General features: G+C 74.4%; 21 protein-coding genes. 19 read left to right on the top strand and 2 right to left on the bottom strand.

The annotated features are described in order from the left end of the window. Positions 1-17: 17 nt before the first annotated feature. Entirely contained in the window at positions 18-1,175 is a 1,158-nt protein-coding gene (locus tag ACFYE1_RS02010; RefSeq protein WP_387739386.1) for a LysM peptidoglycan-binding domain-containing protein, read from the bottom strand. Between the two features lie 119 nt (positions 1,176-1,294). On the opposite strand from ACFYE1_RS02010, the gene ACFYE1_RS02005 reads away from it, so the two are divergent. Beyond that, complete coding sequence (locus tag ACFYE1_RS02005; protein ID WP_017833699.1) at positions 1,295-1,681, top strand: Rv2175c family DNA-binding protein; 387 nt, start codon at positions 1,295-1,297, stop codon at positions 1,679-1,681. Positions 1,682-1,737: 56 nt separating this feature from the next. Here ACFYE1_RS02005 and ACFYE1_RS02000 read toward each other — a convergent pair whose 3' ends face one another. Next, complete coding sequence (locus tag ACFYE1_RS02000; protein ID WP_387739384.1) at positions 1,738-2,889, bottom strand: polyprenyl synthetase family protein; 1,152 nt, start codon at positions 2,887-2,889, stop codon at positions 1,738-1,740. Between the two features lie 184 nt (positions 2,890-3,073). Here ACFYE1_RS02000 and dinB point away from each other — a divergent pair, with 184 nt between their 5' ends. The 18 genes from dinB to ACFYE1_RS01910 all read left to right on the top strand — a co-directional run bounded on the left by dinB (position 3,074) and on the right by ACFYE1_RS01910 (position 24,417). Then, positions 3,074-4,354 (top strand): DNA polymerase IV, encoded by a 1,281-nt coding sequence (gene dinB / locus ACFYE1_RS01995; RefSeq protein WP_387739382.1) that lies wholly within the window; start codon positions 3,074-3,076, stop codon positions 4,352-4,354. A gap of 55 nt (positions 4,355-4,409) precedes the next feature. Then, the gene (locus ACFYE1_RS01990; RefSeq protein ID WP_387739380.1) at positions 4,410-4,787 is read left to right on the top strand and encodes a DUF3040 domain-containing protein; all 378 of its coding nucleotides are present in this window, start codon (positions 4,410-4,412) and stop codon (positions 4,785-4,787) included. 551 nt (positions 4,788-5,338) lie between these two features. Then, complete coding sequence (mraZ, locus tag ACFYE1_RS01985; protein ID WP_387739500.1) at positions 5,339-5,770, top strand: division/cell wall cluster transcriptional repressor MraZ; 432 nt, start codon at positions 5,339-5,341, stop codon at positions 5,768-5,770. A gap of 230 nt (positions 5,771-6,000) precedes the next feature. Further along, a complete protein-coding gene (gene rsmH, locus ACFYE1_RS01980) occupies positions 6,001-7,002 on the top strand; it encodes a 16S rRNA (cytosine(1402)-N(4))-methyltransferase RsmH (protein ID WP_387739378.1) in 1,002 nt (333 codons plus the stop codon). Continuing rightward, entirely contained in the window at positions 6,999-7,715 is a 717-nt protein-coding gene (locus ACFYE1_RS01975) for a hypothetical protein (RefSeq protein ID WP_387739376.1), read from the top strand. The genes rsmH and ACFYE1_RS01975 overlap by 4 nt, the downstream gene beginning before the upstream one ends. A gap of 81 nt (positions 7,716-7,796) precedes the next feature. Then, a complete protein-coding gene (locus tag ACFYE1_RS01970; RefSeq protein ID WP_387739374.1) occupies positions 7,797-9,752 on the top strand; it encodes a peptidoglycan D,D-transpeptidase FtsI family protein in 1,956 nt (651 codons plus the stop codon). A 94-nt stretch (positions 9,753-9,846) separates the two neighbouring features. Further along, positions 9,847-11,496 (top strand): UDP-N-acetylmuramoyl-L-alanyl-D-glutamate--2,6-diaminopimelate ligase, encoded by a 1,650-nt coding sequence (locus tag ACFYE1_RS01965; protein WP_387739372.1) that lies wholly within the window; start codon positions 9,847-9,849, stop codon positions 11,494-11,496. Then, positions 11,493-13,094, top strand: coding sequence for a UDP-N-acetylmuramoyl-tripeptide--D-alanyl-D-alanine ligase (locus ACFYE1_RS01960; RefSeq protein ID WP_387739370.1), 1,602 nt, complete (start codon positions 11,493-11,495; stop codon positions 13,092-13,094). Before ACFYE1_RS01965 ends, ACFYE1_RS01960 begins: the two co-directional genes overlap by 4 nt. Next, positions 13,091-14,206, top strand: coding sequence for a phospho-N-acetylmuramoyl-pentapeptide-transferase (mraY, locus tag ACFYE1_RS01955; protein ID WP_387739368.1), 1,116 nt, complete (start codon positions 13,091-13,093; stop codon positions 14,204-14,206). Before ACFYE1_RS01960 ends, mraY begins: the two co-directional genes overlap by 4 nt. Beyond that, positions 14,203-15,729, top strand: coding sequence for a UDP-N-acetylmuramoyl-L-alanine--D-glutamate ligase (murD, locus tag ACFYE1_RS01950; RefSeq protein WP_387739366.1), 1,527 nt, complete (start codon positions 14,203-14,205; stop codon positions 15,727-15,729). The genes mraY and murD overlap by 4 nt, the downstream gene beginning before the upstream one ends. Further along, the gene (gene ftsW / locus ACFYE1_RS01945) at positions 15,726-16,961 is read left to right on the top strand and encodes a putative lipid II flippase FtsW (RefSeq protein WP_387739363.1); all 1,236 of its coding nucleotides are present in this window, start codon (positions 15,726-15,728) and stop codon (positions 16,959-16,961) included. The genes murD and ftsW overlap by 4 nt, the downstream gene beginning before the upstream one ends. After that, complete coding sequence (murG, locus tag ACFYE1_RS01940; RefSeq protein ID WP_387739360.1) at positions 16,958-18,085, top strand: undecaprenyldiphospho-muramoylpentapeptide beta-N-acetylglucosaminyltransferase; 1,128 nt, start codon at positions 16,958-16,960, stop codon at positions 18,083-18,085. The genes ftsW and murG overlap by 4 nt, the downstream gene beginning before the upstream one ends. Beyond that, positions 18,075-19,478 (top strand): UDP-N-acetylmuramate--L-alanine ligase, encoded by a 1,404-nt coding sequence (murC, locus tag ACFYE1_RS01935; protein WP_387739358.1) that lies wholly within the window; start codon positions 18,075-18,077, stop codon positions 19,476-19,478. Before murG ends, murC begins: the two co-directional genes overlap by 11 nt. 251 nt (positions 19,479-19,729) lie before the next feature. Further along, positions 19,730-20,641, top strand: coding sequence for a cell division protein FtsQ/DivIB (locus ACFYE1_RS01930; RefSeq protein ID WP_387739356.1), 912 nt, complete (start codon positions 19,730-19,732; stop codon positions 20,639-20,641). 248 nt (positions 20,642-20,889) lie between these two features. Further along, on the top strand, positions 20,890-22,137 hold the full coding sequence (ftsZ, locus tag ACFYE1_RS01925; protein ID WP_387739354.1) for a cell division protein FtsZ: 1,248 nt from the start codon (positions 20,890-20,892) through the stop codon (positions 22,135-22,137). A gap of 122 nt (positions 22,138-22,259) precedes the next feature. Then, a complete protein-coding gene (locus ACFYE1_RS01920) occupies positions 22,260-22,991 on the top strand; it encodes a polyphenol oxidase family protein (RefSeq protein WP_387739351.1) in 732 nt (243 codons plus the stop codon). Further along, complete coding sequence (locus ACFYE1_RS01915) at positions 22,988-23,767, top strand: YggS family pyridoxal phosphate-dependent enzyme (protein ID WP_387739349.1); 780 nt, start codon at positions 22,988-22,990, stop codon at positions 23,765-23,767. Before ACFYE1_RS01920 ends, ACFYE1_RS01915 begins: the two co-directional genes overlap by 4 nt. A gap of 128 nt (positions 23,768-23,895) precedes the next feature. Beyond that, a complete protein-coding gene (locus ACFYE1_RS01910) occupies positions 23,896-24,417 on the top strand; it encodes a cell division protein SepF (protein WP_387739347.1) in 522 nt (173 codons plus the stop codon). The last annotated feature ends 2 nt before the right edge of the window (positions 24,418-24,419 follow it).

Genomic DNA, 24,419 nt, shown 5'->3' with positions numbered 1-24,419 from the left:
GCGGGCTGGGTCGGAGGTCACGGTCCGAACCGTTTCCGGTGGCTCTTGACGCTCTTGACGTACTGCTTGGTGTCGTCGTACATCCCGTACTTCTCCACGCCGTGCAGGCCCTGGTAGTACGCGGCGATGGCCACGTCGGTGCTGGGCGCGGCGCGGCCCAGCTGCCGGATGATGGCCACGCCGGCGGTGACGTTGTCCTGCGGGTCGAGGAGGTCGAGCTCCCGGCCCACGAGGCCGGAGGCCCAGTCCCCGGCGTCCGGGATGACCTGCATGGCGCCCACGGCGTCCGCGGGGGAGACGGCCCGGTGGTCGAAGCCGGACTCCTGGTGGGCGTGCGCGAGGGCGAGGGCCGGGTCCACGCCCATCTGCACGGCGGTGTCGTGGACGAGCCGGCGCATCTCCTCGCGGGACGGCACCGGGCGGGAGGCGAGCTCATCGTGGTGGCGGTTGGCGGAGTCCACCACGCCGTCCTCGTACGTGCGGCCCAGGAAGGTGTCGCCGACGGCGCGCTCGGGTGCCGACGCAGGCTTCTCGGCCCGCTCCGGGGCGGGGGCCTCCGCGGTCCGCACGGTGGCGGGGGCCGGCGCGGCGACCGACAGCCGCTGTCCCGGGCGCAGCAGCGAGTTCACCGTGAGGTCGTTGCCGTCGAGGAGCGACTGGACCGACACCGAGCGTGCCTGCGAGATGCTCCACAGCGAGTCGCCGGGGCGCACGACGTGCTCCTTGCGAGGCGGATCCTCCGCGGGCGGGGCGGTCTGCTCCGGCGGCGCGGCCGCCGGGGCCGCGCCGCCGAAGAGGCGCAGCTTCTGCCCGGGCATCAGCAGCGCCGCGCCCGAGAGGTCGTTCCACCTCATGAGCTCGTCCACCGCGACACCGTGGCGCTGGGCGACCGCCCACAGGGAGTCGCCGGGGGACACGGTGTGCACGGGGGTCTTGGACGTGGTCTGGCCGACGAGCAGGGGCGCCGAGGCCACCTGGGCCGTCTGCGCAGGGGCGGCGTGGGCCACGGTGCCCCCGCCCAGGGCGGCGAGGGCGGCCACGGCGGTGACCGCCGACCCCGTCCGCGCGCGGCGCGACCAGCCGGGGGAGCGGTCGTCCTGGTGCCCGGTGGGCTCGGTGGTGCAGAGCGGTGCGTCGTTCGGGTCGGTCGTGTCGCTGTCGGGGGGATACGGCATGAAGTGGCTCTCTGACGCTGATCGGGGAAGGTGCGGAGGTCTCAGCCGGCTCCGCGGGTCGAGCATACCGTGGCGGGCCCGCGTGGCACGGGCACCGGCCGACGTGGCACCCTGGGGGCGTGAAGAACACATCCGGAATCAGCACCGAGGAGTTCGACCGCCTGGACGGTCTCGTCCAGGAGTGGTTGCCCCTGCCCGACGTCGCCGAGCAGCTCGGCCTCGTGGTCACCCGCGTCCACGGCCTCGTCGACGACGGGACCCTCCTCGCCGTCCGCAACCCGCACGACAGCATCCGCCGGGTGCCGGCCGCGTTCCTGCTCGACGGCGCCGTGGTGGACTCCCTGAAGGGCACCGTGGCGGTGCTGCGGGACTCCGGCTTCACCGACGTCGAGGCGATCACGTGGCTGTTCACCGAGGACGAGTCCCTGCCGGGCCGTCCCGTCGACGCGCTGCGGGACGGGCGCAAGACGGAGATCCGCCGCCGGGCCCAGGCCCTGGCCTGGTGACGCTCTCCTGACCGGCGCGCCGGGCCGGCCCCGTGGTCGCGCCCGGCGCACCGGCCTCAGGACGAGCGGCGGACCGCGGCCGTCGCGAGGCCTCGCAGCGCCGCCATGGGCACCGCGTCGGCCCCGAGCCGGTCCAGCGCCGTGAACGACTCCCGGCTGAGCCGCTCGATGAGCTCCTCCGTGGCGCCCAGGGCTCCGCACGCCGTGATGAGCGTGCGGAGCACCTCGACGTCCTCCTCCGTCAGGTCGGGCCGGCCCAGTGCCTCCTCGAGCCGCGCGATCTGTGGTTCGGTGCCGAGCGTGCGGACGTAGCCGACGAGCACCGTCCGCTTGCCCTCGCGCAGGTCGTCGCCGGCGGGCTTGCCCGTGGCCGCCGGGTCGCCGAACACCCCCAGGACGTCGTCGCGCAGCTGGAACGCCTCGCCCAGGGGCAGCGCGAACGCGGAGCAGCGCTCCAGGACCTGCTCCGGCGCCCCGGCGAGAGCGGCGCCGAGCACCACGGGGTGCTCCACCGAGTACTTCGCCGACTTGTACCGGATGACGGCCAGGGCCCGCTTCACCGCCCCGTCGCGGTCCTGACCCCCGCCGGCGACCTCGCCCTGCACGTCGAGGTACTGCCCGGCCATCACCTCCGAGCGCATGAGGTCGAAGACCGCGCGTGCGCGGCGGCCGCCGCGTGCCATCGCGGTGGCCGTGGCGAACGACTGCTCGCTCCAGGACAGGCACAGGTCCCCCGAGAGGATCGCGGCGGCCACGCCGAACGCGGGTCCGTCCAGGGCCCAGCCCCGGTCCGCGTGCACGGACTCGAAGCGGCGGTGCACGCTGGGGGCGCCGCGGCGGGTGTCGGAGCGGTCGATGACGTCGTCGTGGATGAGCGCGGCCGACTGGAAGAGCTCGAGCGCCGCGCCCGCCCGGACCACGGCCGGGTCCTCCGGATCGCCGCCGGCGGCCCGCCAGCCCCAGTAGCACAGCCGCCCCCGCAGGCGCTTGCCGCCCGCGGAGAGCGCGACGACGGCGTCCAGCAGCGGGAGGGCGTCCGCCGAGATGCCGCCGAGGACCGTCCGCTGCCGCCCGAAGAACTCCTCCAGCTCCGCGTGTAGCCGGGCCACGAACCGCTCGTCCTCGGCGCGGTAGGCGTCCTCGGGCCGGGCCTGCGGCGCGGTGCCGGGGGGTGCGTCGGGGTGGTGCGGGAGCGGCGGGCACGTCATGGGTGGCTCGACCTCGGTCTCGGGGCGGTGGCGGACGCCCTCCGACGGCCGTCCGCGATGTCCGCCCCAGCCTATCGAAGGCCCGCTGGACGGGCCGGGGCGCTCCGCCGGGGACGGTGCCCGCGCAGCGGCCGCGATGTCCGCGCCGGAAGCTATGCTGTGCCGGACCCGGGAGGAGGCCACGGTGAACGAGACGCCGAAGGACCGGCTGGACCGCTGGCGGGCGTGCGCCGTGCTGCACGTCGACATGGACATGTTCTACGTCGGCGTGGAGCTGCTCGCGGCCCCCGGGCTGAGCGGCCGGCCCGTCATCGTGGCGGGGGCGGGCAACCGCTCCGTCGTCCTCTCCGCCTCCTACGAGGCCCGGGCGTTCGGCGTCCGCTCCGGCATGCCCCTGGCGCGCGCCCGGGCGATCTGCCCGCGGGCCGTTCTGCTCGAGCCCCACCGGGACGCCTACGACGCCTACTCCCGCCGGGTCATGGCGATGTTCCGGGAGATCACAGACCGGGTGGAGCAGATCAGCGTGGACGAAGCCTTCCTCGACGTCGCCGGGGCGGTCCGGCGGCTCGGCCCGCCGGTCGGCATCGCCCGCGACCTGCGCGCCCGCGTCCGGGAGGAGCTGGGGCTGACCGCGTCCGTGGGGATCGGCGCCACCAAGACCGTCGCGAAGATCGCCTCCACCCGGTCCAAGCCGGACGGCCTGCTGCTCGTCCAGCCCGAGGACACCGTCGCGTTCCTGGCGGAGCTGCCGGTCTCGGCGCTGTGGGGTGTCGGCGGGCGCACCGCCGAGACGCTCACCGGCGCGGGCCTCAGGAGCGTCGGGGACCTCGCGGCCGCCCCCGTGCCGGTGCTGACCCGCCTGGTCGGCCGGGCGGCCGGCCACCACCTGCACGAGCTCGCCAACGGGCGGGACCCCCGCCCGGTCGAGCCGGTCCGGGAGGAGAAGAGCGTGGGCGCGGAGGAGACGTTCCCCCGGGACGTGGCGGACGACCGGGTCCTGCACGAGACCCTCCTTCGGCTCAGCCACCGGACCGCCTCACGGTTGCGCCGTCAGGGGCTGCGCGCCCGCCGGGTGGGGCTCAAGGTGCGCTGGGCGGACTTCACGACCATCACCCGCTCCCGGACCCTGCAGCACCCGTTCACATCGGCCCACGACCTGCTCGAGCACGGCGTGGGGCTGCTCGACGAGCTCGGGGCCCGGCCCCAGCCGGTCCGGCTCATCGGCATCCGGGCCGAGCGGCTGGAGCCTGCCACCGACGCCCTGCAGCTGAGCCTGGACGGCCGTGAGGAGGAGTGGGGGGCCGCCGAGCAGGCCATGGACCGGGTGCATGCCCGCTTCGGCGCCGAGCGCCTCGGACCCGCACGCCTCCTGCCGCCCGCACCGCGGAATCCGGGAGGCAACTCGGAGGGTGTTGACAGCCGTGTGCGCGGTGCCAATTCAGCACCCGACGGTCTATCCTGGTAGCAGGCGGCGCCGGAACAGCCGGGGAATCCGCACCCGAAGGATGAGGAGGCATACCGTGCCACTGTCCGAGCACGAGCAACAGCTCCTGGCCCAGTTGGAGAAGCAGCTCCACGCGGATGACCCGAGGTTCGTGACGAGCATGGGCTCCCGTGCCGTCAGGGGTGCGTCCACCCGCAACATCGTCCTCGGGATCGTGATCGCCGTCGTCGGCCTGCTCGTCCTCCTGGGCGGGGTCGTCATCGACTCCATCCTGGTGGGGGTCCTGGGCTTCGTCGTGATGGGCGCGGGTGTCTACGTCGCCACGCTGCGCTCCGGCAAGCCCCGCTCCGGCGGCGAGGCCGGCAAGGGGGGACCTCCCCGCAGGTCGTCGCCCTTCCTGCAGAACCTCGAGGAGCGCTGGGACCAGCGCAACTCCGGAGGCCCGTCCACCTGACCGGTCCCGCCCGGGCGCGGAGCCGGTCGCAGGACGCCCACCGCAGGGCGCCGCCCGGCCGGACCGGCCCCGTCCCTCCACCTCCCACCACCGAGCCGCCGCACGACGGCGCGCAGCGTCCGAGCAGCTCCCCGGTGCACCACCGGGGAGCTTTTGCATGTCCCGGGAGCTCCTCGCCGAGTGTGCCCCCACCGTCCTCCCCATCGCCGTCACCCGCGGTGCCCGCCACGCAGCGACCGGCGTCCTCCACTGTCCTCCCCGGCGTGCCGTCCCGGCGTCCGCCGCGGCGCGCCCCGGGGTCCTCCACCGCCCTCCCCGCCGGACGCTTCCCGTGTCCGCCGCGGCGCGCCGCTCCGTCCTCCGCTCTCCTCCCCGCCGCCGTTCTCCGCGGCGCGGCCCCGCCCACCTGGGGTGATGCCCGCCGCGGACCTCGGGGGCCGCGCCACGCCGCGGCGCACGGGCTCCGCGTTCGTTGACCGGGGAGTGAAGTGGAGTAAAGTGGGGCGAAGAGATGGATCTGGGAGAACTCTCGGGCTGGAGAGGCGGTGAGCATGTTTCTCGGAACGTACTCACCCCGTCTCGACGAGAAGGGCCGCCTGATCCTGCCGGCGAAGTACCGGGAGGAGCTGGCGGAGGGACTCGTCCTGACCCGTGGTCAGGAACGGTGTCTCTACGTGTTCAGCGTCCGCGAGTTCGAGCGGGTCCACGAGCAGCTGAGGGCGGCACCACTGTCCTCGAAGCAGGCCAGGGACTACATCCGGGTCTTTCTCTCGGGCGCCTCGGACGAGGTCCCGGACAAGCAGGGCCGAGTCACCATACCGCCGCCGTTGCGGGACTACGCCGGGCTGGACCGGGAGCTCGCCGTCATCGGCGCGGGCACCCGGGCGGAGATCTGGGACGCCCAGGCGTGGAACGACTACCTGAACGAGAAGGAGGCCGTCTTCTCCGAGACCGAGGAGGAAGTGGTGCCCGGGCTCTTCTGAGCGCACGGCCGCCGAGACCACCCGCGGAGCACGCGGGGCCGCTTCCCGGATGAGATCTCCAGCCGCACAGCCGTCACCGTCCTGACTCACCTTCCCCTGAGCCAGGCCGGATTCGAGGGACGGCCAGCGGATGGGGTTCTGATCCTGGAAGGCCCGCCGCCGCACCACGGCGTCGACCCGGCGCCGGCCACCGAAGACCGTTCCACCGTCGACCGCCGAAGAGAGGGCCCATGGCGCAACGCCCAGCCGAGCAGCTCCACGTCCCCGTGCTGCTCGATCGGTGCCTCGACCTGATGGCTCCCGCGCTCGGCGAGAACGACGCCGTGGCGGTGGACGCGACGATGGGCATGGGCGGTCACTCCGAGGCACTGCTGCGGCGCTTCCCCGGCCTCCAGCTGGTGGCCATCGACCGGGACCCGCAGGCCCACGCGCTGGCAGGCTCGCGGCTCATCCCGTTCGGGGACCGGTTCCACCCCGTGCACACGACCTACGACCGGATCCCGGAGGCCCTCGGCAGGCACGGGTTCGACCACGCGGACGCGGTGCTCTTCGACCTCGGGGTCTCCTCCTTCCAGCTCGACGAGCGCGAGCGCGGTTTCGCCTACTCCTACGACGCGCCCCTCGACATGCGCATGGACTCCACGGCGCCGGTCACGGCCCAGGACGTGGTCAACGACTACAGCGAGGAGGACCTGCGCCGGATCCTGCGGGACTGGGGCGAGGAGCGGTTCGCCGGCCGCATCGCCCGGGCGATCGTGGCGCAGCGGGCCAGGACCCCGCTGCGGACCACGGGCGAGCTCGTGGAGGTCGTGCGCGGGGCCGTGCCCCAGGGCGCCCAGCACCGCAAGGGGCACCCGGCGAAGCAGACGTTCCAGGCGCTGCGGATCGAGGTCAACGAGGAGCTCGAGGTCCTGCGCCGGGCGATCCCCGCCGCACTGGACGCCGTGCCCGTCGGCGGCCGCGTCGTGGCCATGAGCTACCACTCCCTCGAGGACCGGATCGTCAAGCAGGCCTTCGCGCGCGGAGCCGCCTCGACGGCGCCGAAGGGCTTCCCCGTGGAGCTCGACCAGCACAAGCCCACCCTGCGGGTCCTGACCCGCGGGACGGAGACCCCCACGCCCCGGGAGATCGACGAGAACCCCCGTGCTGCCTCCGCGCGACTGCGCGCGGTGGAGCGCATCCGAGAGCACGTCCCCCCCACAGCACAGAACGCGCAGAGGTACACGGCATGAGCGGAACCGGACTCCAGCGACGCAGCGCACCCCCGGCCTCCGCGCGCACAGGCATCGGTGCCTGGGCCGGGCGGCGGGGGCAGCGCCCGCCGGTGGAGGGCACCTCGGCTCGTCAGCTGAGCACTCCGGCACCGCACACCGAGGAGCCGGCCGGGTCGACCCGGGCCCCGCTGTCCGTGGTCCCGGGCCGGGCGCGCCGGCAGCGGGTCTCCACCGTGGTGCTCAGCCTGGTGGCGCTCGTGGTGGCGCTGGCCTCCATCCTGGTCCTGAACATCCAGATCTCCGGCGGCCAGTACCGGCTCGTGGAGCTGCGCGCCCAGGAGCAGGCCCTCAGCCAGCAGAACGAGGCGCTCACCCAGGACCTCGAGTTCTACAACGCCCCGCAGAACCTCGCGGTGATGGCGACGGACCTCGGCATGGTCCCCGCGCAGGGCTCGGGCACGGTCGACCTCACGGACGGGACGGTCGAGGGCGATCCGCTGCCCGCGCAGCCCCAGGAGGACCACGAGATCCTGGTCGACCACGCCCACCAGACCGGCTCCGAGGCCGCGGACCGCGCCGCCCAGCGCGCCGAGGACCGTGAGCGGGAGAAGACGGAGCAGGAGCGGGAGGACGCCGATCGCCGGGCCCGCGAGGACACGGCGCCCGCCGGTGCCGCGGAGGCTGACGGCGGCTCCCTCTCGGCCCCGCCGCAGCGCACGCCCGGGGAGTGACCGGGGGCACCGGCCCCCGCATCCGTCGGCAGCAGCCCACCCCGGACATCTCCCAGTCGCAACCAGGAACGAGGCAGACACGTGGCACGCGCACGCTCGACGTCCGACGCCCCCCGCGGCATCGGCCGCAGCCACATCGGCGTCGTTCTCGTGCTCGGCCTGCTGGTGGTCCTCGGGATCCGCCTCGTGTGGGTGCAGGGCTTCGACGTCGCCGGCCGGGCCGAGGCCGCCGCGGGCGAGCGGTCCCGCACCGAGGTGGTCCCCGCCCTGCGCGGCGAGATCCGCGACACCCACGGCAACGTCCTCGCCCGCACGCTGCAGCGCTACGACGTCACGGTCGACCAGTCCCTGGTGCGCGAGTTCGAGCGGCCCCTCGCGGACGGCACCACCGAGACCGTGACCCCCACCCAGGCGGTGTACCAGCTCGCCGACGCCCTCGAGCTCGAGGACACCGAGGTCAAGGACGCCCTCGACGGCGACAAGCAGTTCGAGTACGTGGCCCGCGGGGTCACGCCCGAGCAGTGGAACACCGTGCGCGAGCTCGGCCTGCCCTACGTGTACGGGCAGCCGTCGTCCGACCGCATCTACCCCAACGGCCCGGTGGGCGGCAGCGTGGTCGGCTTCATGGGCGGGGACGACGAGGCGCTCGGCGGGATCGAGCAGACCCAGGACGAGCTGCTGCGCGGCACCGACGGGAGCCGGACCTTCGAGATCAGCGCTGACGGCGTGCGGATCCCGGTGGCCCCTCAGGAGGAGAGCCCGGTGGAGGACGGCTCCTCGGTGCAGCTGTCGGTCGACAGCGACGTGCAGTTCTTCGCCCAGCAGGCGGTCACGGAGCGCGCCGAAGAGCTCGACGCCGAGTGGGGCACCGCCGTGGTCATGCGGATCGAGGACGGCGCGGTGCTGGCGCTGGCCGACTCCTCGACCGTGGACCCCAACGACATCGGCTCCGCGGAGGCCGAGGACCTGGGAGCCCGTGCCGTCACCCAGGCCGTGGAACCCGGGTCCACCCAGAAGATCCTCACCGCGGCGGCCGTCGTGGAGGAGGGTGTGGCCACGCCGTACACGGAGGTCACGGTGCCTCCGTTCCTGGAGATCGACGGGCAGAAGATCACCGACGCCTTCGACCACGGCGAGCAGCGGCGCACGTTCACCGGGATCATCGCCGACTCGATGAACACCGGCACCGTCCTGGTCGGCGGCAGGCTGGCCCCGGAGCAGCGCCACGAGTGGATGCAGCGTTTCGGCGTGGGCGAGACCACGGGGATCGAGCTGCCCGGCGAGTCGCCCGGCATCCTCACGGGCGCCGACCAGTGGGACGTGCGCCAGCAGTACACGGTGCTCTTCGGGCAGGGCGTGGCCCAGACCCCGCTGCGCACGGCGACGATCTTCCAGGCCATCGGCAACGGCGGGGTCCAGGTGGAGCCCCGTGTCGTCGAGTCCGTCCTCGACCCCGACGGCACCAGCACCCCGGTCGAGCGGCCCGAGGGCGAGCGGATCGTCTCCGAGGAGACGGCGGAGCAGGTGCTCGACATGATGGAGGTCACCGTCACCCAGGGCGGCGCCAAGGAGGCCGCCGTGGAGGGCTACCGCGTGGGCGGCAAGACCGGCACCGCAGAGGCCCCCAGCCCCGAGGGCGGCTACGACGGCTACACCACCTCCTTCGTGGGGGTCGCCCCGATCGAGGACCCCCAGTACCTGGTGGCGGTCACGCTCCAGCGGCCTCAGGGTGACGTGCGCGCGATCGGCACCACCCCCACCTTCAGCAAGATCATGGGACAGGTGCTGCGCCACTACGACGTTCCGCCCTCGACCACCGAACCTGTCAGGATCCCGTTGCGCACGGACGACGCGGAGGAGGCGGACGAGGCGGAGGAGACGGCGCCGGTGGACACCCCGCCGGGCGTCGAGGCGCCGGAGGACGGCGGCGCCGCGGACGGCGCCCCGGCCGAGACCGGGGCCGGCGCCGGGACCGGGGCCCCCGCGAGCGCTGCTCCTGTCCCGGCGGCGTCCCGGCGGGCCGACGGGGGCGACTAGACTTCCATATCGCCGTGCCCGGCCACCCCCTCCGGGCCTGCCCCCCCGCTCCCGGCGGACCACCCACCCGCCGCCCAGACCACGAAGGACGTTGATGGACGCGACAGCCCAGCAGGGACACGACGCGCAGACGATGCGCCCCGCCCGGCCCCGGCCGCTGAGCCTCGCGGAGACCGCCCGGCTCGCGGGCGGGACGGCACCGTCCCGCGCCGTCGACGTCACCGGCATCTCGCTGGACTCCCGGGAGCTGCGTCCCGGCGACCTCTACGCGGCACTGCCCGGCGCCCGCACCCACGGGGCCCGGTTCGCCGAGGCCGCCGAGCGCTCGGGCGCCGCCGCGGTGCTCACCGACGCCGAGGGCGCCGCGCTCCTCCGGCACGCCGGCATCCGGCTGCCCGTGGTCGAGGCCCCGGACCCCCGCCGGTCCGTGGGCGCGATCGCCGCGCGCGTCTACGGCTCCCGGCCGGAGGACGGGACCGCCCCGGCACTGTTCGCGGTGACCGGCACCAACGGCAAGACGACCACGACCTACTTCACCAACTCGGTGCTCCGCGCCCTGGGCCAGCGCACGGGGCTGATCGGGACGATCGAAATCCTCGCGGGCGACGAGTCGATCCCCTCCCGGCTCACCACCCCGGAGGCCCCGCACGTGCACGCGTTGCTCGCGCTCATGCGCGAGCGCGGCATCACGGCGGCGTCCATGGAGGTCTCCTCCCACGCCCTGCAGTTCCACCGGGTGGACGGGGTCCGTTTCGACGTCGCCGGGTTCACGAACCTGACCCAGGACCACCTCGACCTGCACGGGTCGATGGACGAGTACTTCGCGGTCAAGGCCCAGCTGTTCACCCCGCAGCGGACCCGCCGGGCCGTCGTCGTGGTCCAGGACGAGGACGACGTCTGGGGCCTGCGGATGGCCGAGCACGCGCGGGAGCAGCTCGGCACGGACCTGGTGGACACGGTCGCCCTGCGCGGCGGCGTGCCCGGGGACCGGGACGCCGGACCGGCCCGGACCGGCGCGGACTGGACACTGACCACCCTGACCCGCCGCGGGATCGGCCACTCCTTCGCGCTGCGGCACCGGGACGGCCGGGCGCTGCGCGTGTCCACGGCGCTGCCGGGCGACTTCAACGTGGCCAACGCCGCGCTCGCCGTGGTCATGGTCGTGGCCTCCGGGATCGACGTCGCCGACGTGCAGCGCGTCCTCGACGAGGCGGACCCCCTCACCACGGACGTGCCCGGGCGGATGCAGCTCGTCGGCACCCAGCCGACCGCCGTCGTCGACTTCGCGCACAACCCGGACGCCCTGCGCCGCGCGCTCGCCGCCGTCGAACCGCCCGACGAGGAGGGCCGGGTCATCGTGGTCTTCGGCGCCACGGGGGAGCGGGACCGGTCGAAGCGCCCGATCATGGGGGAGATCGCCGCCCGCCACGCGGACGTCGTGATCGTCACCGACGACGATCCGCACGACGAGGACGCCGGCGCGATCCGCGCCGAGGTCGCCGCCGGGGCGTTCGCGGCCCGCGACGCCGGGGCCCGGGCCCAGGAGGTGCTCGTGCTCGAGCCCCGGGCCGTGGCCATCCGCGCCGCGGTGGCCATGGCGGGGCGGGCCGACTCCGTGCTCGTGGCCGGCCGCGGGCACGAGACGGTCCAGGAGATCCGGGGCGTGGACCACCCGCTGGACGACAGGGAAGAGCTGCGGGCCGCGCTGGCCGACGGGCAGCAGGACCGTTGGGAGAACCGATGATCGAAGTGACCGCCGCACAGCTCGTGCAGATCACGGGCGGGCGCGCCGTCGGCGCTGCCGCCGGGGCGCGCGTCGTCCAGCACGTCACGACCGACTCGCGCGAGGCGCGTCCCGGGACGCTGTTCGTCGCCAAGCCGGGCGAGGTCACCGACGGCCACGAGTACGTGGGCGCCGCGTTCGCCGCCGGCGCCGTCCTCGCCCTCGTCGAGCGCGAGGTCGACGACGCCGCGGGTGTCACCTACCCGGGCGTGCTGGTCGCCGACGCGGTGGAGGCGATGGGTCAGCTGGCCGCCTGGGTCGTGGCCCAGCTGCGCGCCGACCACGAGGTGAAGGTCATCGCCGTCACCGGCTCCGTCGGCAAGACCACCACCAAGGACCTCTTGCAGGGCGTCTTCGCCGCGGAGGGCCCGACGGTCGCGCCCCGCGGCTCGTACAACGGAGAGGTCGGTGTCCCGCTGACCGTCTTCGAGGCCGAGCCGGACACCCGGTTCCTCATCATCGAGATGGGCGCGACCAGGATCGGCAACATCGACTACCTGTGCCGGATGGTCCGCCCCGACGTCGGGGTGGTGCTGTGCGTGGGCTCCGCCCACGCGGGCGAGTTCGGCGGGGTCGCCAACATCGCCCGCGCCAAGGGCGAGCTCGTCGAGTCCCTGCGGGCCGACGGCGTGGCGGTCCTCAACGACGACGACGCCCAGGTCCGCCAGATGCACCGCCGCACCGCCGCGCCCGTGCTGTTCTTCGGGGAGTCCCCGGTCAACGCGCTGCCCGACGTCCCGGCCGCCCGGGTGCACGCCTCCGCGATCCGGCTCGGGCCCGGCGGCAGCCCGGAGTTCCGCCTGCACTTCCCCGACGGCTCCGAGCACGGGGTCGTCTCCCGGCTCATCGGCGAGCACCACGTCTCCAACCTGCTCGCCGCAGCGTCCGCGGCCTTCGTGGCCGGGGTCGCCCCGGAGCGCATCGCGGCCTCGCTCAACGCCCAGGGCGCCGCGAGCCGGTGGCGGATGGAGCGCACCGAGCGGGCCGACGGGGTCACGGTGATCAACGACGCCTACAACGCCAACCCGCAGTCGATGCGGGCCGCGCTGCAGACCCTGGCCCAGCTGGGCCGGGGCTCCGGCGGGTCCGGGCCCCGCCGCACCTGGGCGGTGCTCGGCGGCATGCTCGAGCTCGGCGACAGCACGGTCGAGGAGCACGACACCCTGGGCCGCATGGTCGTGCGGCTCAACGTCTCCAAGCTCATCGCGGTCGGCGACCTCGCCCGCCCGGTGTACGACGCCGCCCAGCTCGAGGGCTCGTGGGGCAACGAGGCCACCTGGGCGGCGACCCCGGAGGACGCCGAGGAGATCCTGCGCCAGGAGCTCGCGCCCGGCGACGTCGTGCTCTTCAAGTCCTCCAACGCCGCCGGCCTGGCGGTGCTGGGCGACCGGGTGGCCGCCCGCGCCGGGGGCGGCGCCGGCGACCCGGCCCCGGGCAACGACGCCCCGGCGCACGGCGACCACTGGCTCTCGGCCGGCCCCTTCGTCAACGCCGCCCTCGACCCGAGCGGGAGGCCCACCACCCCGGGACCCTCCACGGAGGGGAACGAGCCGGCATGATCCAGATCCTCATGGCGGCCTGCTTCGCCCTGGTGCTGTCCCTCTTCGGCACCCCGGCCTTCATCAAGTTCCTGGCCCGGCGCGGCTACGGCCAGTTCATCCGGGACGACGGCCCCACCAGCCACCACACCAAGCGCGGAACGCCCACCATGGGCGGCGTGGCGATTCTCGGCTCCGTGGTGGCCGCCTACGCCCTGACGCACCTGATCTCCGGGATGCTGTGGCCCTCCTACGGGGGCGTCACCCTCTCCGGGCTCTCCGCGCTGCTGCTGATGCTCGGCATGGGCTTCGTCGGGTTCATCGACGACTACAAGAAGATCGCCAAGAAGCAGAACCTCGGGCTCAGCCCCGTGGGCAAGATCGTCCTCCAGGGCCTCATCGGCACCGCGTTCGCCCTGCTCGTGCTGCTCGTCCCCGGCCCGCAGGGCGCGACCCCGGCGTCCTCCGCGATCTCCGTGACCCGCGACACCTCCCTCGACCTCGCGTTCGCGGGCACCGCGGTCGGAGCCGCCCTGTTCGTGGTCTGGGTGAACCTGATCGCCACCGCCACGACCAACGCCGTGAACCTCACCGACGGCCTCGACGGCCTCGCCACCGGTGCGTCCATCCTCGTGTTCAGCGGCTACCTGCTGATCGCCATGTGGCAGAACACCCACCTGTGCGGTTCCGTGGTCCGGGGGGTCTGCTACGAGGTGCGCGACGCCGCCGACCTGGCCCTCACCGCCGCCGCCCTGGTCGGGGCCCTCGTGGGCTTCCTGTGGTGGAACACCTCTCCGGCGAAGATCTTCATGGGCGACACGGGCTCCCTCGGGCTCGGCGGCGCGCTCGCCGCGTTCGCGGTGCTCACCCGCACCGAGCTGCTGCTCGTGCTCATCGCCGGGCTGTTCGTCGTCATCACGGTCTCCGTCATCCTGCAGGTCGGCTACTTCAAGCTCTCCGGCGGCAAGCGCATCTTCAAGATGGCGCCGCTGCAGCACCACTTCGAGCTCAAGGGCTGGAACGAGGTGACCATCGTGGTCCGCTTTTGGATCATCGCCGGGCTGTTCGTCGCGGCCGCGCTCGGCGTCTTCTACGGCGACTGGCTGCTCTCCCACGGAGGAATGATCCAATGATCCACGCGAGCAACGACAACCCCGACCTGGACCGGCCGCGCCTGGCCGGGCTCACCTCGTGGGACGCGGACTGGGCCGGGCTGCGCGTGGTCGTCGCCGGCATCGGCGTGTCGGGCTTCGCCGCCGCGGACACCCTGATCGAGCTCGGCGCCCGCGTCGTCGTCGTCGACGGGGCGGACACCCCGGGGACCCGGGCGAAGGCCGACACCCTGCGGATCGTGGGCGCCGCCGACGTCCTGCTGGGGGAGGGCGCCCAGGAGACCGTGCCCGACGTCGAGGGCGCCCGCCCCGAGCTGGTGGTCACCTCTCCGGGGCTGCGGCCCGACCATCCCCTGCTGGCCGCCGCGGCCGCCGAGGGCATCCAGATCTGGGGCGACGTCGAGCTCGCCTGGCGGGTCCGCGAGCGCGCCGGGCGCCGGACCGCCGAGTGGGTGTGCATCACCGGCACCAACGGCAAGACCACCACGGTGGGGATGACCGCGTCGATGCTGCGGGCCGCCGGGCTCACCGCGGCTGCCGTCGGCAACGTGGGCACCCCCGTCCTGGACGCGCTGCGCGAGCCGGTCGAGCACGACGTCCTCGCCGTGGAGCTGTCCAGCTTCCAGCTGCACTGGACGTCCTCGATGTCGCCGCTGGCGTCCGTGGTGCTCAACGTGGCCGAGGACCACGTGGACTGGCACGGCGGCTACGCGAACTACGTGGCGGACAAGTCCCGGATCTACGAGCACACCCGGGTGGCCTGCGTCTACAACGCCCAGCAGGCCGAGACCGTGCGCATGGTGGAGGCGGCCGACGTCGTGGAGGGCTGTCGCGCCGTGGGCTTCACCCTCGAGACGCCCGACGTCAGCATGCTCGGGGTCGTGGAGGACCTGCTCGTGGACCGCGCCTTCCTCGACGACCGCCGCGGCTCCGCCCTCGAGCTCGCCTCGATCACCGACACCGGCCCCCTTCCCACGCCCCACGGCGTGATCAACGCCCTGGCCGCCGCGGCGCTGGCCCGGGCGGCCGGTGCCCCGCCGGAGGCCGTGCGGGAGGGGCTGCGCGCCTGGGAGCCCGGCGACCACCGGATCCAGGCCGTCGCCACGACGCACGGCGTGCTGTGGATCAACGACTCCAAGGCCACCAACCCGCACGCCGCCGACGCGGCCCTGTCCGCGTTCGACTCCGTGGTGTGGATCGCCGGCGGGCTGTCCAAGGGGGTCTCCTACGACCGGCTCGTCGCCCGGCACGCCGGCCGGCTGCGGACCGTGGTGCTCATCGGCACGGACAACGACTCGCTGCTCGCCGCGCTCGCCGCGCACGCCCCGGAGGTCCCCGTCCTGCGGACCGCCGAGCGTCCCGGGCACGCGGCGGGCGACGCCGTGATGGGCGAGGCCGTCCGCCTCGCCCACGAGGTCGCGCAGCAGGGCGACACGGTGCTGATGGCCCCGGCGTCCGCCTCGATGGACCAGTTCAGCTCCTACGCCCACCGCGGTGACGCGTTCGTCCGGGAGGTCGCCGACATCGTGGGACGGCTCTCATGACGCAGGTGCAGGACCGGGCGGGGCTCGCGCAGACGGCCCGCGGATCCCTGGGCGGGGCGCGCCGCTTCTGGCGGGCCCTCGTGGACGGTCCGCTCATCCACTCCTACTACGCGCTGGCCGGCTCCGTGCTGCTGCTCACGGCCATCGGCATCATGATGGTCCTCTCCGCCTCGGCGGTCGAGTCCATCTCGGCGCAGGAGTCCGCGTACTCGTACTTCGTCAAGCAGGCCACCTTCGGGGGGATCGGCGTGCTCCTGATGTTCGCCCTGTCCTTCGTGCCCACCGTCTGGTACCGCAGGGGCTCCACCGGACTCCTGGTCCTCGCCGTGCTGCTGCTCATGCTCGTCTTCACCCCGCTCGGGCAGGAGATCAACGGCAACCGGAACTGGATCGTGGTGGGCGGGCAGTCCTTCCAGCCGTCCGAGGCCGCCAAGCTCGCCGTCGCCATCTGGCTGGCGATGGTCCTCGCCCGGCAGGGGGACGCCGTGCGGGACTGGCGCCAGGCCCTGTGGCCGTCGGGCCTGGGCATCAGCATCCCCGCCCTGATGATCGTGCTCGGAGACGACGTCGGCACGGCGCTGGTCTTCGTGCTGATCTACGCGGCCGCCCTGTTCTTCGCCGGGGCGCCCCTGCGGCTCTTCGCGCTCGCGGCCGCCGGGGCCGCGCTGGTCGGCACGCTGGCGGTGGTCACCGCGCCCCACCGCGTGGACCGGATCACCGGCTGGCTGTTCGGGGAGTGCGGCGCCACCGACGCCTGCTACCAGGCCCAGCAGGGGCTCAACGCCCTCGCCTCGGGCGGCTGGTGGGGCGTGGGGCTGGGCCAGTCCCGGCTCAAGTACAACTACGTCCCCGAGGCGCACAACGACTACATCTTCTCGATCATCGGCGAGGAGCTGGGCCTGCTGGGGACGGTGCTGATCCTCGCCCTCTTCGCCGTCATGGCGCTGGCGATGGCCCGCGTCATCCTGCGCGCCCGCAGCAGCTTCGTCCGGATCGCCACCGCCTGCATCGTGACCTGGCTCGTCGGCCAGGCGTTCATCAACATCGGCATGGTCACGGGAGTGCTGCCCGTGATCGGCGTACCCCTCCCGTTCATCAGCTACGGTGGGTCGTCGCTGCTGATGAGCCTCGCGGCCGTCGGCGTCGTGATGTCCTTCACCCGGCTGCCGCGCCGGATCCAGGTCCCCACCCGCACCCCCCGCCCCCGCACCCCGAACGAGGATCGCGCATGACACCGTCCGAACCCACCCCCGGGGGCCCCGCGCCGTCGGTCCTGCTGGCCGGCGGAGGCACCGCCGGGCACGTCAGCCCCCTGCTGGCCGTGGCCGCCGCGCTGCGGGAACAGGCCCCGGGCGCCCGGCTCACGGCGGTGGGCACCGCGTCCGGGATGGAGACCCGGCTCGTCCCGCAGGCCGGTCTCGAGCTCGAGCTCGTCGACCGGGTGCCGCTGCCCCGGCGGCCCTCCGTGGACCTCGTCCGGCTGCCCGGGCGGCTCCTCGGCGCCGTGCGGCAGGCCGGGGGCATCCTGGACCGGGTCCGGCCCGACGTGGTGCTCGGCGTCGGTGGATACGTCTGCACCCCCGTCTACCTCGCCGCCGCCCGGCGCGGCCTGCCCATCGTGGTCCACGAGGCCAACGCCCGGCCGGGCCTGGCCAACCGGGTCGGCGCGCGCTGGGCCAGGACCGTGGCCGCCGCGTTCCCCGGCACCCCGCTGCGCGGAGCCGTGACCGTCGGCATGCCCATGCGCCGGGAGATCTCCCACCTGGACCGGGAGGCGCTGCGCGCCGAGGCCCGCCGGTCCTTCGGGCTCGACCCCGACCTCCCCACCGTCGTGGTCACCGGCGGCTCCTCGGGCGCCCTCGCCATGAACCGCACCGTGGCGGGCATCGCCGAGGAGGTCGCCGCGCACGACTACCAGCTGCTCCACGTCACCGGCCGGGGCAAGCAGCTCACCCGGGACGACGGCGCGCCGCTGAGCGCCCCCGGCTACGTGCAGGTCGAGTACGTGGACGGCATGGAGCGCGTCTACGCCGCCGCGGACCTGCTGGTGGCCCGCGCCGGCGCCGCGACCGTCTCGGAGGTCGCGGCCGTCGGCCTGCCCGCCGTGTTCGTCCCCCTGCCCGTCGGCAACGGCGAGCAGGAGCTCAACGCCGCCTCCCTCGTGGCGGCCGGTGCGGCGCAGCTCGTCCCCGACGACGCGTTCACCCCCGTCTGGTACCGCCGGCACGTGCACCCCCTGCTGGCCGACCCCGACCGGCTCGCGGCGATGGCCGCCGCGAGCCGTGGCCACGGCGTGCGCGACGCCGACACCGTGCTGGCACGGCTGATCCTCGAGGAGGTCCCCGGTGCGCGCTGAGCACGAGACCGACCCCGGCCTGCTCGGCCGGGTCCACTTCATCGGCATGGGCGGAGCCGGGATGTCCGCCGTCGCGAAGCTCATGCTCGCCCGCGGCGTGCCGGTCAGCGGCTCCGACCGCCAGGACTCCCCGGCGCTGCGCCAGCTCCAGGACCTGGGCGCCACCGTGTTCGTGGGTCAGCACGCCGACCACGTCGCCGGGGCGCAGACGGTGGTCGTGTCCACCGCGATCCCGCCCGAGGACCGCGAGTACTCCGCCGCCCGGGCCGCCGGACTGCGCGTGCTCCACCGCTCCGAGGCGCTCGCGGCCGCGATGCACGGCCGGGCGGTCGTCGCCGTGGCCGGCACGCACGGCAAGACGACCACGAGCGCGATGGCCGCGCTGGCGCTGCACAGCGCCGGGCTCGGGCCCTCCTGGGCCATCGGCGCCCACGTGGCCGACCTCGGCTCCAACGCGGCCCTCGGCCCAGGACCGTGGTTCGTGGCGGAGGCCGACGAGTCCGACGGCTCCTTCCTGGCGTACGGTCCGCGGATCGCCGTGGTCACCAACATCGAGCCCGACCACCTCGACTTCTACGCCTCCCGCGAGGCCTTCTTCCGGGCCTTCGACGAGTTCGCCGCAACGCTGCTCGGGGACGGGCTGCTCGTGGCCTGCCAGGACGACCCCGGCTCGCGGGCGCTCGCGGAGCGCCACCGGGCCGCCGGCGGACGGGTGGTCAGCTACGGCACGGACCCGGGATCCGACGTCCAGGTGGTCCCCGGGGAGGCCGACGGGCTGCGCACGAGCAGCACCCTGCTGCTGGGCGAGGGCGCGGACCGCCGCGAGGAGCGGCTCGAGCTCGTGGTCCCGGGCCGGCACAACGTCCTCAACGCGACCGCCGCCTTCTGCGTGGCCGTCGAGGCCGGCGTCCCGCCTGCTGACGCGGTGCGCGGGCTGGCCGGGTTCCACGGCTCCGCCCGGCGCTTCGACCTGCGGGGCGAGGCGGACGGGGTCCGGGTCTTCGACGACTACGCCCACCACCCCACCGAGGTGGTCGCGGCGCTCACGGCCGCCCGGGAGGTCGCGGCCGGGCACCGGGTGATCGCCATCTTCCAGCCGCACCTGTTCTCCCGCACGCGCGAGTTCGCGGCCGAGTTCGCCGACGCCCTCGCGCTGGCCGACGAGGCTCTGGTCATCGACATCTTCGCCGCGCGGGAGCAGCCCGTCGCCGGCCTCACGAGCGCGATCGTCACCGACCGTGCCCCCGCCCACGTCCGTTACGTGCCGGACGGCGCCGACGCGGTCGCCGAGGCCGCGCAGGCCGCACGGCCCGGGGACCTGGTGCTCACGGTGGGCGCCGGGGACGTCACCGCCCTCGGCCCCCGGCTCGTGGACCGGCTCGGGGACCGCTGATGAGCCGTCACGGCCGACCGCACCAGCCCCGGTTCGGGGACTCCACCGGGGACTCCACCGGGAACTCCGCCGGGGACGGCCCCGTTCCCGGAACCGCTGACGGGCCCTTGCCGGAGACCTCCACGGGCCCCGTCCCGGAGCGTGTCCCCGCACCGCCGGGAAGTCCCCGACCCGGGGACCCGCCCCGGTCCGGGAGCACCGCCTCCGGGAGCACCACCGCTTCCGGCGGAACCGTTCCGCAGGGCGGGCGCGTGCGCGTGAACGACGGGACCAAGGTCACGCCGCTGGCCGACGAGGACGACCTCGAGGAGGTCCCGGCCGCCGGCGGCCGGTTCAGTGCCTGGCGGCGGACCCGGCAGGAGCGCGCCGCCTCCCGGACGCTCACCGCCTCCCGGCTCCCCCCGGAGGACGAGCCCGCGCGGGCCGGTTCCACTGCCGTCGGAGCCACGGTCGTCGCCTTTCCCGCCTCGCCAGGAGCCCGTCGCCGGCGCCGCCGGATCGGCGCGGTCCTCGGCCTGCTGGCCGCCCTCGCGGTGCTCGCCGGCGTCCTGTTCCTCTCCCCGGCGCTCGCCGTGCGGGACGTCTCGGTGCGCGGCGCCGAGCTGACGGACCCGGCGCGCGTCGAGTCCGCGCTCGACGTCTACCGGGGCGTCCCGCTGACCCGGATCTCCAAGGAGGAGGTGCGGGACCGGGTGGGGCGGATCCCGCAGGTCCGCTCCATCGAGGTCCTGCTCGAGCCGCCGCACCACCTCGTGGTGGCGCTGCACGAGCGCGTGCCCGTGGCGGCGATCGAGGACGGCGACGACTTCGTGGTCGTCGACTCGGAGGGGGTGGAGCTGATGACCGCCGGCTCGGCGGAGGAGGCGGGCGTGCCCGTCGTCACGGGCGGCCGCGACGTGCTCGCGAGCGAACGGTTCGAGGCCATCGCCGACGTGCTGGCCGCCCTGCCGGAGTCCGTGCTCGCCCAGTTGCGCACCGCCTCGGCCGAGTCCCTGTCCTCGGTGGAGCTGGCGTTCACGGACGGCCGCATGGTCGTCTGGGGCACCGCCGAGGACAGCGAGCTGAAGTCGCAGGTGCTGCGGGAACTCGTCGAGGCGCGCGGCGCCGGCAGCGGCGTCGAGACCTACGACGTGTCGAGTCCGACGCGGCCCGTGGTGCGCTGACGGACGACGTCCGCGCTCACGTTCCACCAGAGGTCGAGAGAAGGGCCGAATCTGGGTACGACGTGCGGTTTTGGCGAAAAGTGTCGAAAGCGGTATGGCTTGTCGTGCAGGTGGTCCCCGTCGTTGTTAGTCTTGACCCCGACATCGAACCACCGGGAGAGCAGCGGACGGCCTGAGAGTCAACCTTGGATAGAAGGTTGAGCAACGGCTCGCGTTCCCGGACCCGAACCATCTCGAGTTAGGTACCCATGGACTCCTCCACCCCCCAGAACTACTTGGCCGTCATCAAGGTCGTCGGAATCGGCGGCGGCGGCGTCAACGCCGTCAACCGGATGATCGAGGAGGGGCTGCGCGGCGTCGAGTTCATCGCGATCAACACCGACGCGCAGGCCTTGCTGATGAGCGACGCCGACGTCAAGCTCGACGTCGGGCGCGAGCTCACGCGTGGCCTGGGCGCCGGCGCCAACCCCGACGTCGGGCGCCAGGCGGCGGAGGACCACCACGAGGAGATCGAGGAGGTCATCAAGGGGGCCGACATGGTCTTCGTGACCGCCGGCGAGGGCGGCGGCACCGGCACCGGCGGCGCCCCCGTGGTCGCCCGCATCGCGCGCTCCCTGGGGGCCCTGACCATCGGTGTCGTCACCCGCCCGTTCACCTTCGAGGGCCGCCGCCGGTCCAACCAGGCGGAGAACGGGATCGAGATGCTGCGCGACGAGGTCGACACCCTCATCGTGATCCCCAACGACCGGCTGCTGTCCATCTCCGACCGCAACGTGTCCATGCTGGACGCCTTCAAGTCCGCGGACCAGGTGCTGCTCTCCGGCGTGCAGGGCATCACCGACCTGATCACCACCCCGGGGCTGATCAACCTCGACTTCGCCGACGTGAAGTCCGTGATGCAGGGCGCCGGCTCGGCGCTCATGGGCATCGGCGCCGCACAGGGCGAGGACCGTGCCGTGAAGGCCGCCGAGCTCGCCATTGCGTCGCCGCTGCTGGAGGCCTCCATCGACGGCGCCCACGGCGTGCTCCTGTCCATCCAGGGCGGCTCCGACCTCGGCCTGTTCGAGATCAACGAGGCCGCCCGCCTGGTGCAGGAGGTCGCCCACCCCGAGGCGAACATCATCTTCGGCGCGGTCATCGACGACGCCCTGGGCGACCAGGCCCGCGTCACCGTCATCGCCGCGGGCTTCGACTCGGTGAGCCCGGAGACCAACGCGAACAACACCAACGCGGCCGCCCAGCAGGCGGCGACCACGCGCGCGGCCTTCGGCTCCGGCGCGGCCCAGCCCGCCGGCCTGGGCCGCGCCCCGCAGCGCGGCGGCGCCCCCTCCTTCAGCCAGCCCTCGACCTCGCAGCGGTGGGCGCAGCCGGTGCAGAACGACGACGTGCCCGACGACGCCGGCTTCGACGTGGACCTGCCGGCCGAGGCCGAGGCCGGCGCCGGGGCGGGATCCGGGCGCAAGGACTCGCTGGACTTCCCCGACTTCCTGAAGTGAGTCCCGCCCCCGGGGGCGGACGCGGAGGACCCGCGTCCGCCCCCGGGCGCTTTGATCCCCGCTCGACCGCCGCCGCCGGCGGCGGCACGACGGGACACGACGAGGCACGGCAGGAGGACCCGGTGTTCTGGTGGCAGGACGACGTGGGCCAGGGCGTCCGGGTGGCGTTCACGGACCGCGGCGCGGGCAACCTCGCGCTGCACACGGGTGACGACGCGGACGCGGTGCGGGCCCGTCGCGCCGCGCTCGAGCGGTCGATGGGCGTCCCCGACGGCGCCCTGGTGTTCCTCGAGCAGGTGCACGGGACCGACGTCGCCGACGCGGACCGGGACGGCCGGCCGGCCGTGCCGACCGCGGACGCCGCGGTCACGGCGGCGGGCGTGCCACTGGCCGTGATGGTCGCCGACTGCGTGCCCGTGCTCCTGGTCGGGGAGGGCCCCCGGGGCCCGCTCACGGCCGTGGCGCACGCCGGGCGCCGCGGACTGCTCGAGGGCGTGCTCGAGCGCACGGTCGAGCAGCTGCGGGCCCGGGGCACGCGCGGGCTGTCGGCGTGGCTCGGGCCCTCGATCTGCGGGAGCTGCTACGAGGTGCCGTCCGCCATGCGCGAGGAGTCCGCCCAGCGGATCCCCGCGGTGGCCGCCACGACGTCCTGGGGCACCCCGGCCCTCGACCTCCGTGCCGGGGCACGGGAGCGGCTGGCCGCCCTCGGGGTCCGCGTCGTCGAGCCGTCGGCGGCCGGCTCCTCCTGCACGTTCGAGAACGAGCGGCTGTCCTCGCACCGGCGGGACCCGGGTTCGGGCCGCATCGTCGGCCTCGTCTGGCGCGCCGGTCCCCGCGGGAAGGACGCCGCATGAGCGCCGACCGGACCGCCGCCCCGGGCGGCGACGATCCGCGGACCCGGGAGATCGCCCGGTCCCTCGACCGGGTGCGCGCCCGGATCACGGACGCGTCGCGACGGAGCGGGGCGGCCGAGGAGCCCGTGCTGGTCGCCGTGACCAAGTTCTTCCCCGCCGCGGACGTGGCCCGCCTGCACGGACTGGGTGTCCGGGACGTGGGGGAGAACCGGGACCAGGAGGCCGCCGCCAAGGCGCGGGAGGTGTCCGGGCTCGTGGACGGACCCCTCACCTGGCACTTCGTCGGCCAGCTCCAGTCCAACAAGGCGAAGTCCGTCGTGCGCTACGCGTCGTGGGTGCACTCCGTGGACCGTGCCTCCCTCGTCACGGCCCTCGGCAAGGCGGTGCAGCGGCACCGTGAGGCCGCGGCGGCCGGGCACGCGGCCCCCGGGCCGTGCGCCGACCAGGACCTGACGTGCCTCGTGCAGGTCTCCCTGGACGCCGAGGAGCGCCGCGGGGGCGCCCGCCCCGAGGACGTCGTCGGGCTCGCCGAGCAGATCGCCCGCACCGAGGGGCTGCGGGCCGGGGGCCTCATGGCCGTCGCCCCGCTGGGGGCGCCCCCGGGACCCGCCTTCGACCGCCTCCAGCAGCTCTCGCAGCAGCTGCGGGACTCCCTCCCGGAGGCCACGGCCGTGTCCGCGGGCATGAGCCAGGACCTCGAGGAGGCGGTCGCCCGGGGAGCCACGCACGTGCGCGTCGGCTCCGATATCCTCGGCCCCCGGGCGCCCGTAGGATAGCTTGGAGGACGGCCCCGCGGGGCCAGGGCCGTACCGCGTCCCGCACAGCTCGACGGGCGCCGGGCGGTCCGAGGATCCCGGAAGTCCCCCCACCGCCGATATCCGCACAGACAGTCAAGGAGAGCACCATGGCCGGAGCGTTGCGCCGCACCATGATCTATCTCGGCCTCGCCGAGACGGACGAGGACTACGACGAGCCGACGCCGTCCCGCCAGGAGCACCAGCCCGCCGTCGCGGTCCGCGAGGAGCCGCGCGAGACCCGCGCCCACGAGTCCACCGCGGTGGCCGTGCCGCGCCGGTCGGCCGAGTACCGGGCGCCGGTCACTCCCATCAAACGCGCCCCCTCCAGCTCTCGAGAGGACAGCTCGACCTTGCGCACGATCACCACGGTCCACCCCCGCTCCTACAACGACGCGAAGTCCATCGGCGAGGCCTTCCGCGAGGGCACGCCCGTCATCATGAACGTCAGCGACATGGGCGACGCCGAGGCCAAGCGCCTGGTCGACTTCTCCGCCGGCCTGGTCTTCGCCCTGCACGGCTCCATCGAACGGGTGACCGGCAAGGTCTTCCTGCTCACCCCGTCCTACGTGGAGGTCGTCGGGCACCCCCCCGGCGGCGAGGACGAGACCGACGACCAGCAGGAGGACTGAGG

Source organism: Kocuria nitroreducens (assembly GCF_042879195.1).
GTDB lineage: Bacteria > Actinomycetota > Actinomycetes > Actinomycetales > Micrococcaceae > Kocuria > Kocuria nitroreducens.
Note: the sequence above shows the minus strand (reverse complement) of the source record. Positions and strands in the feature narration are given on the sequence as shown.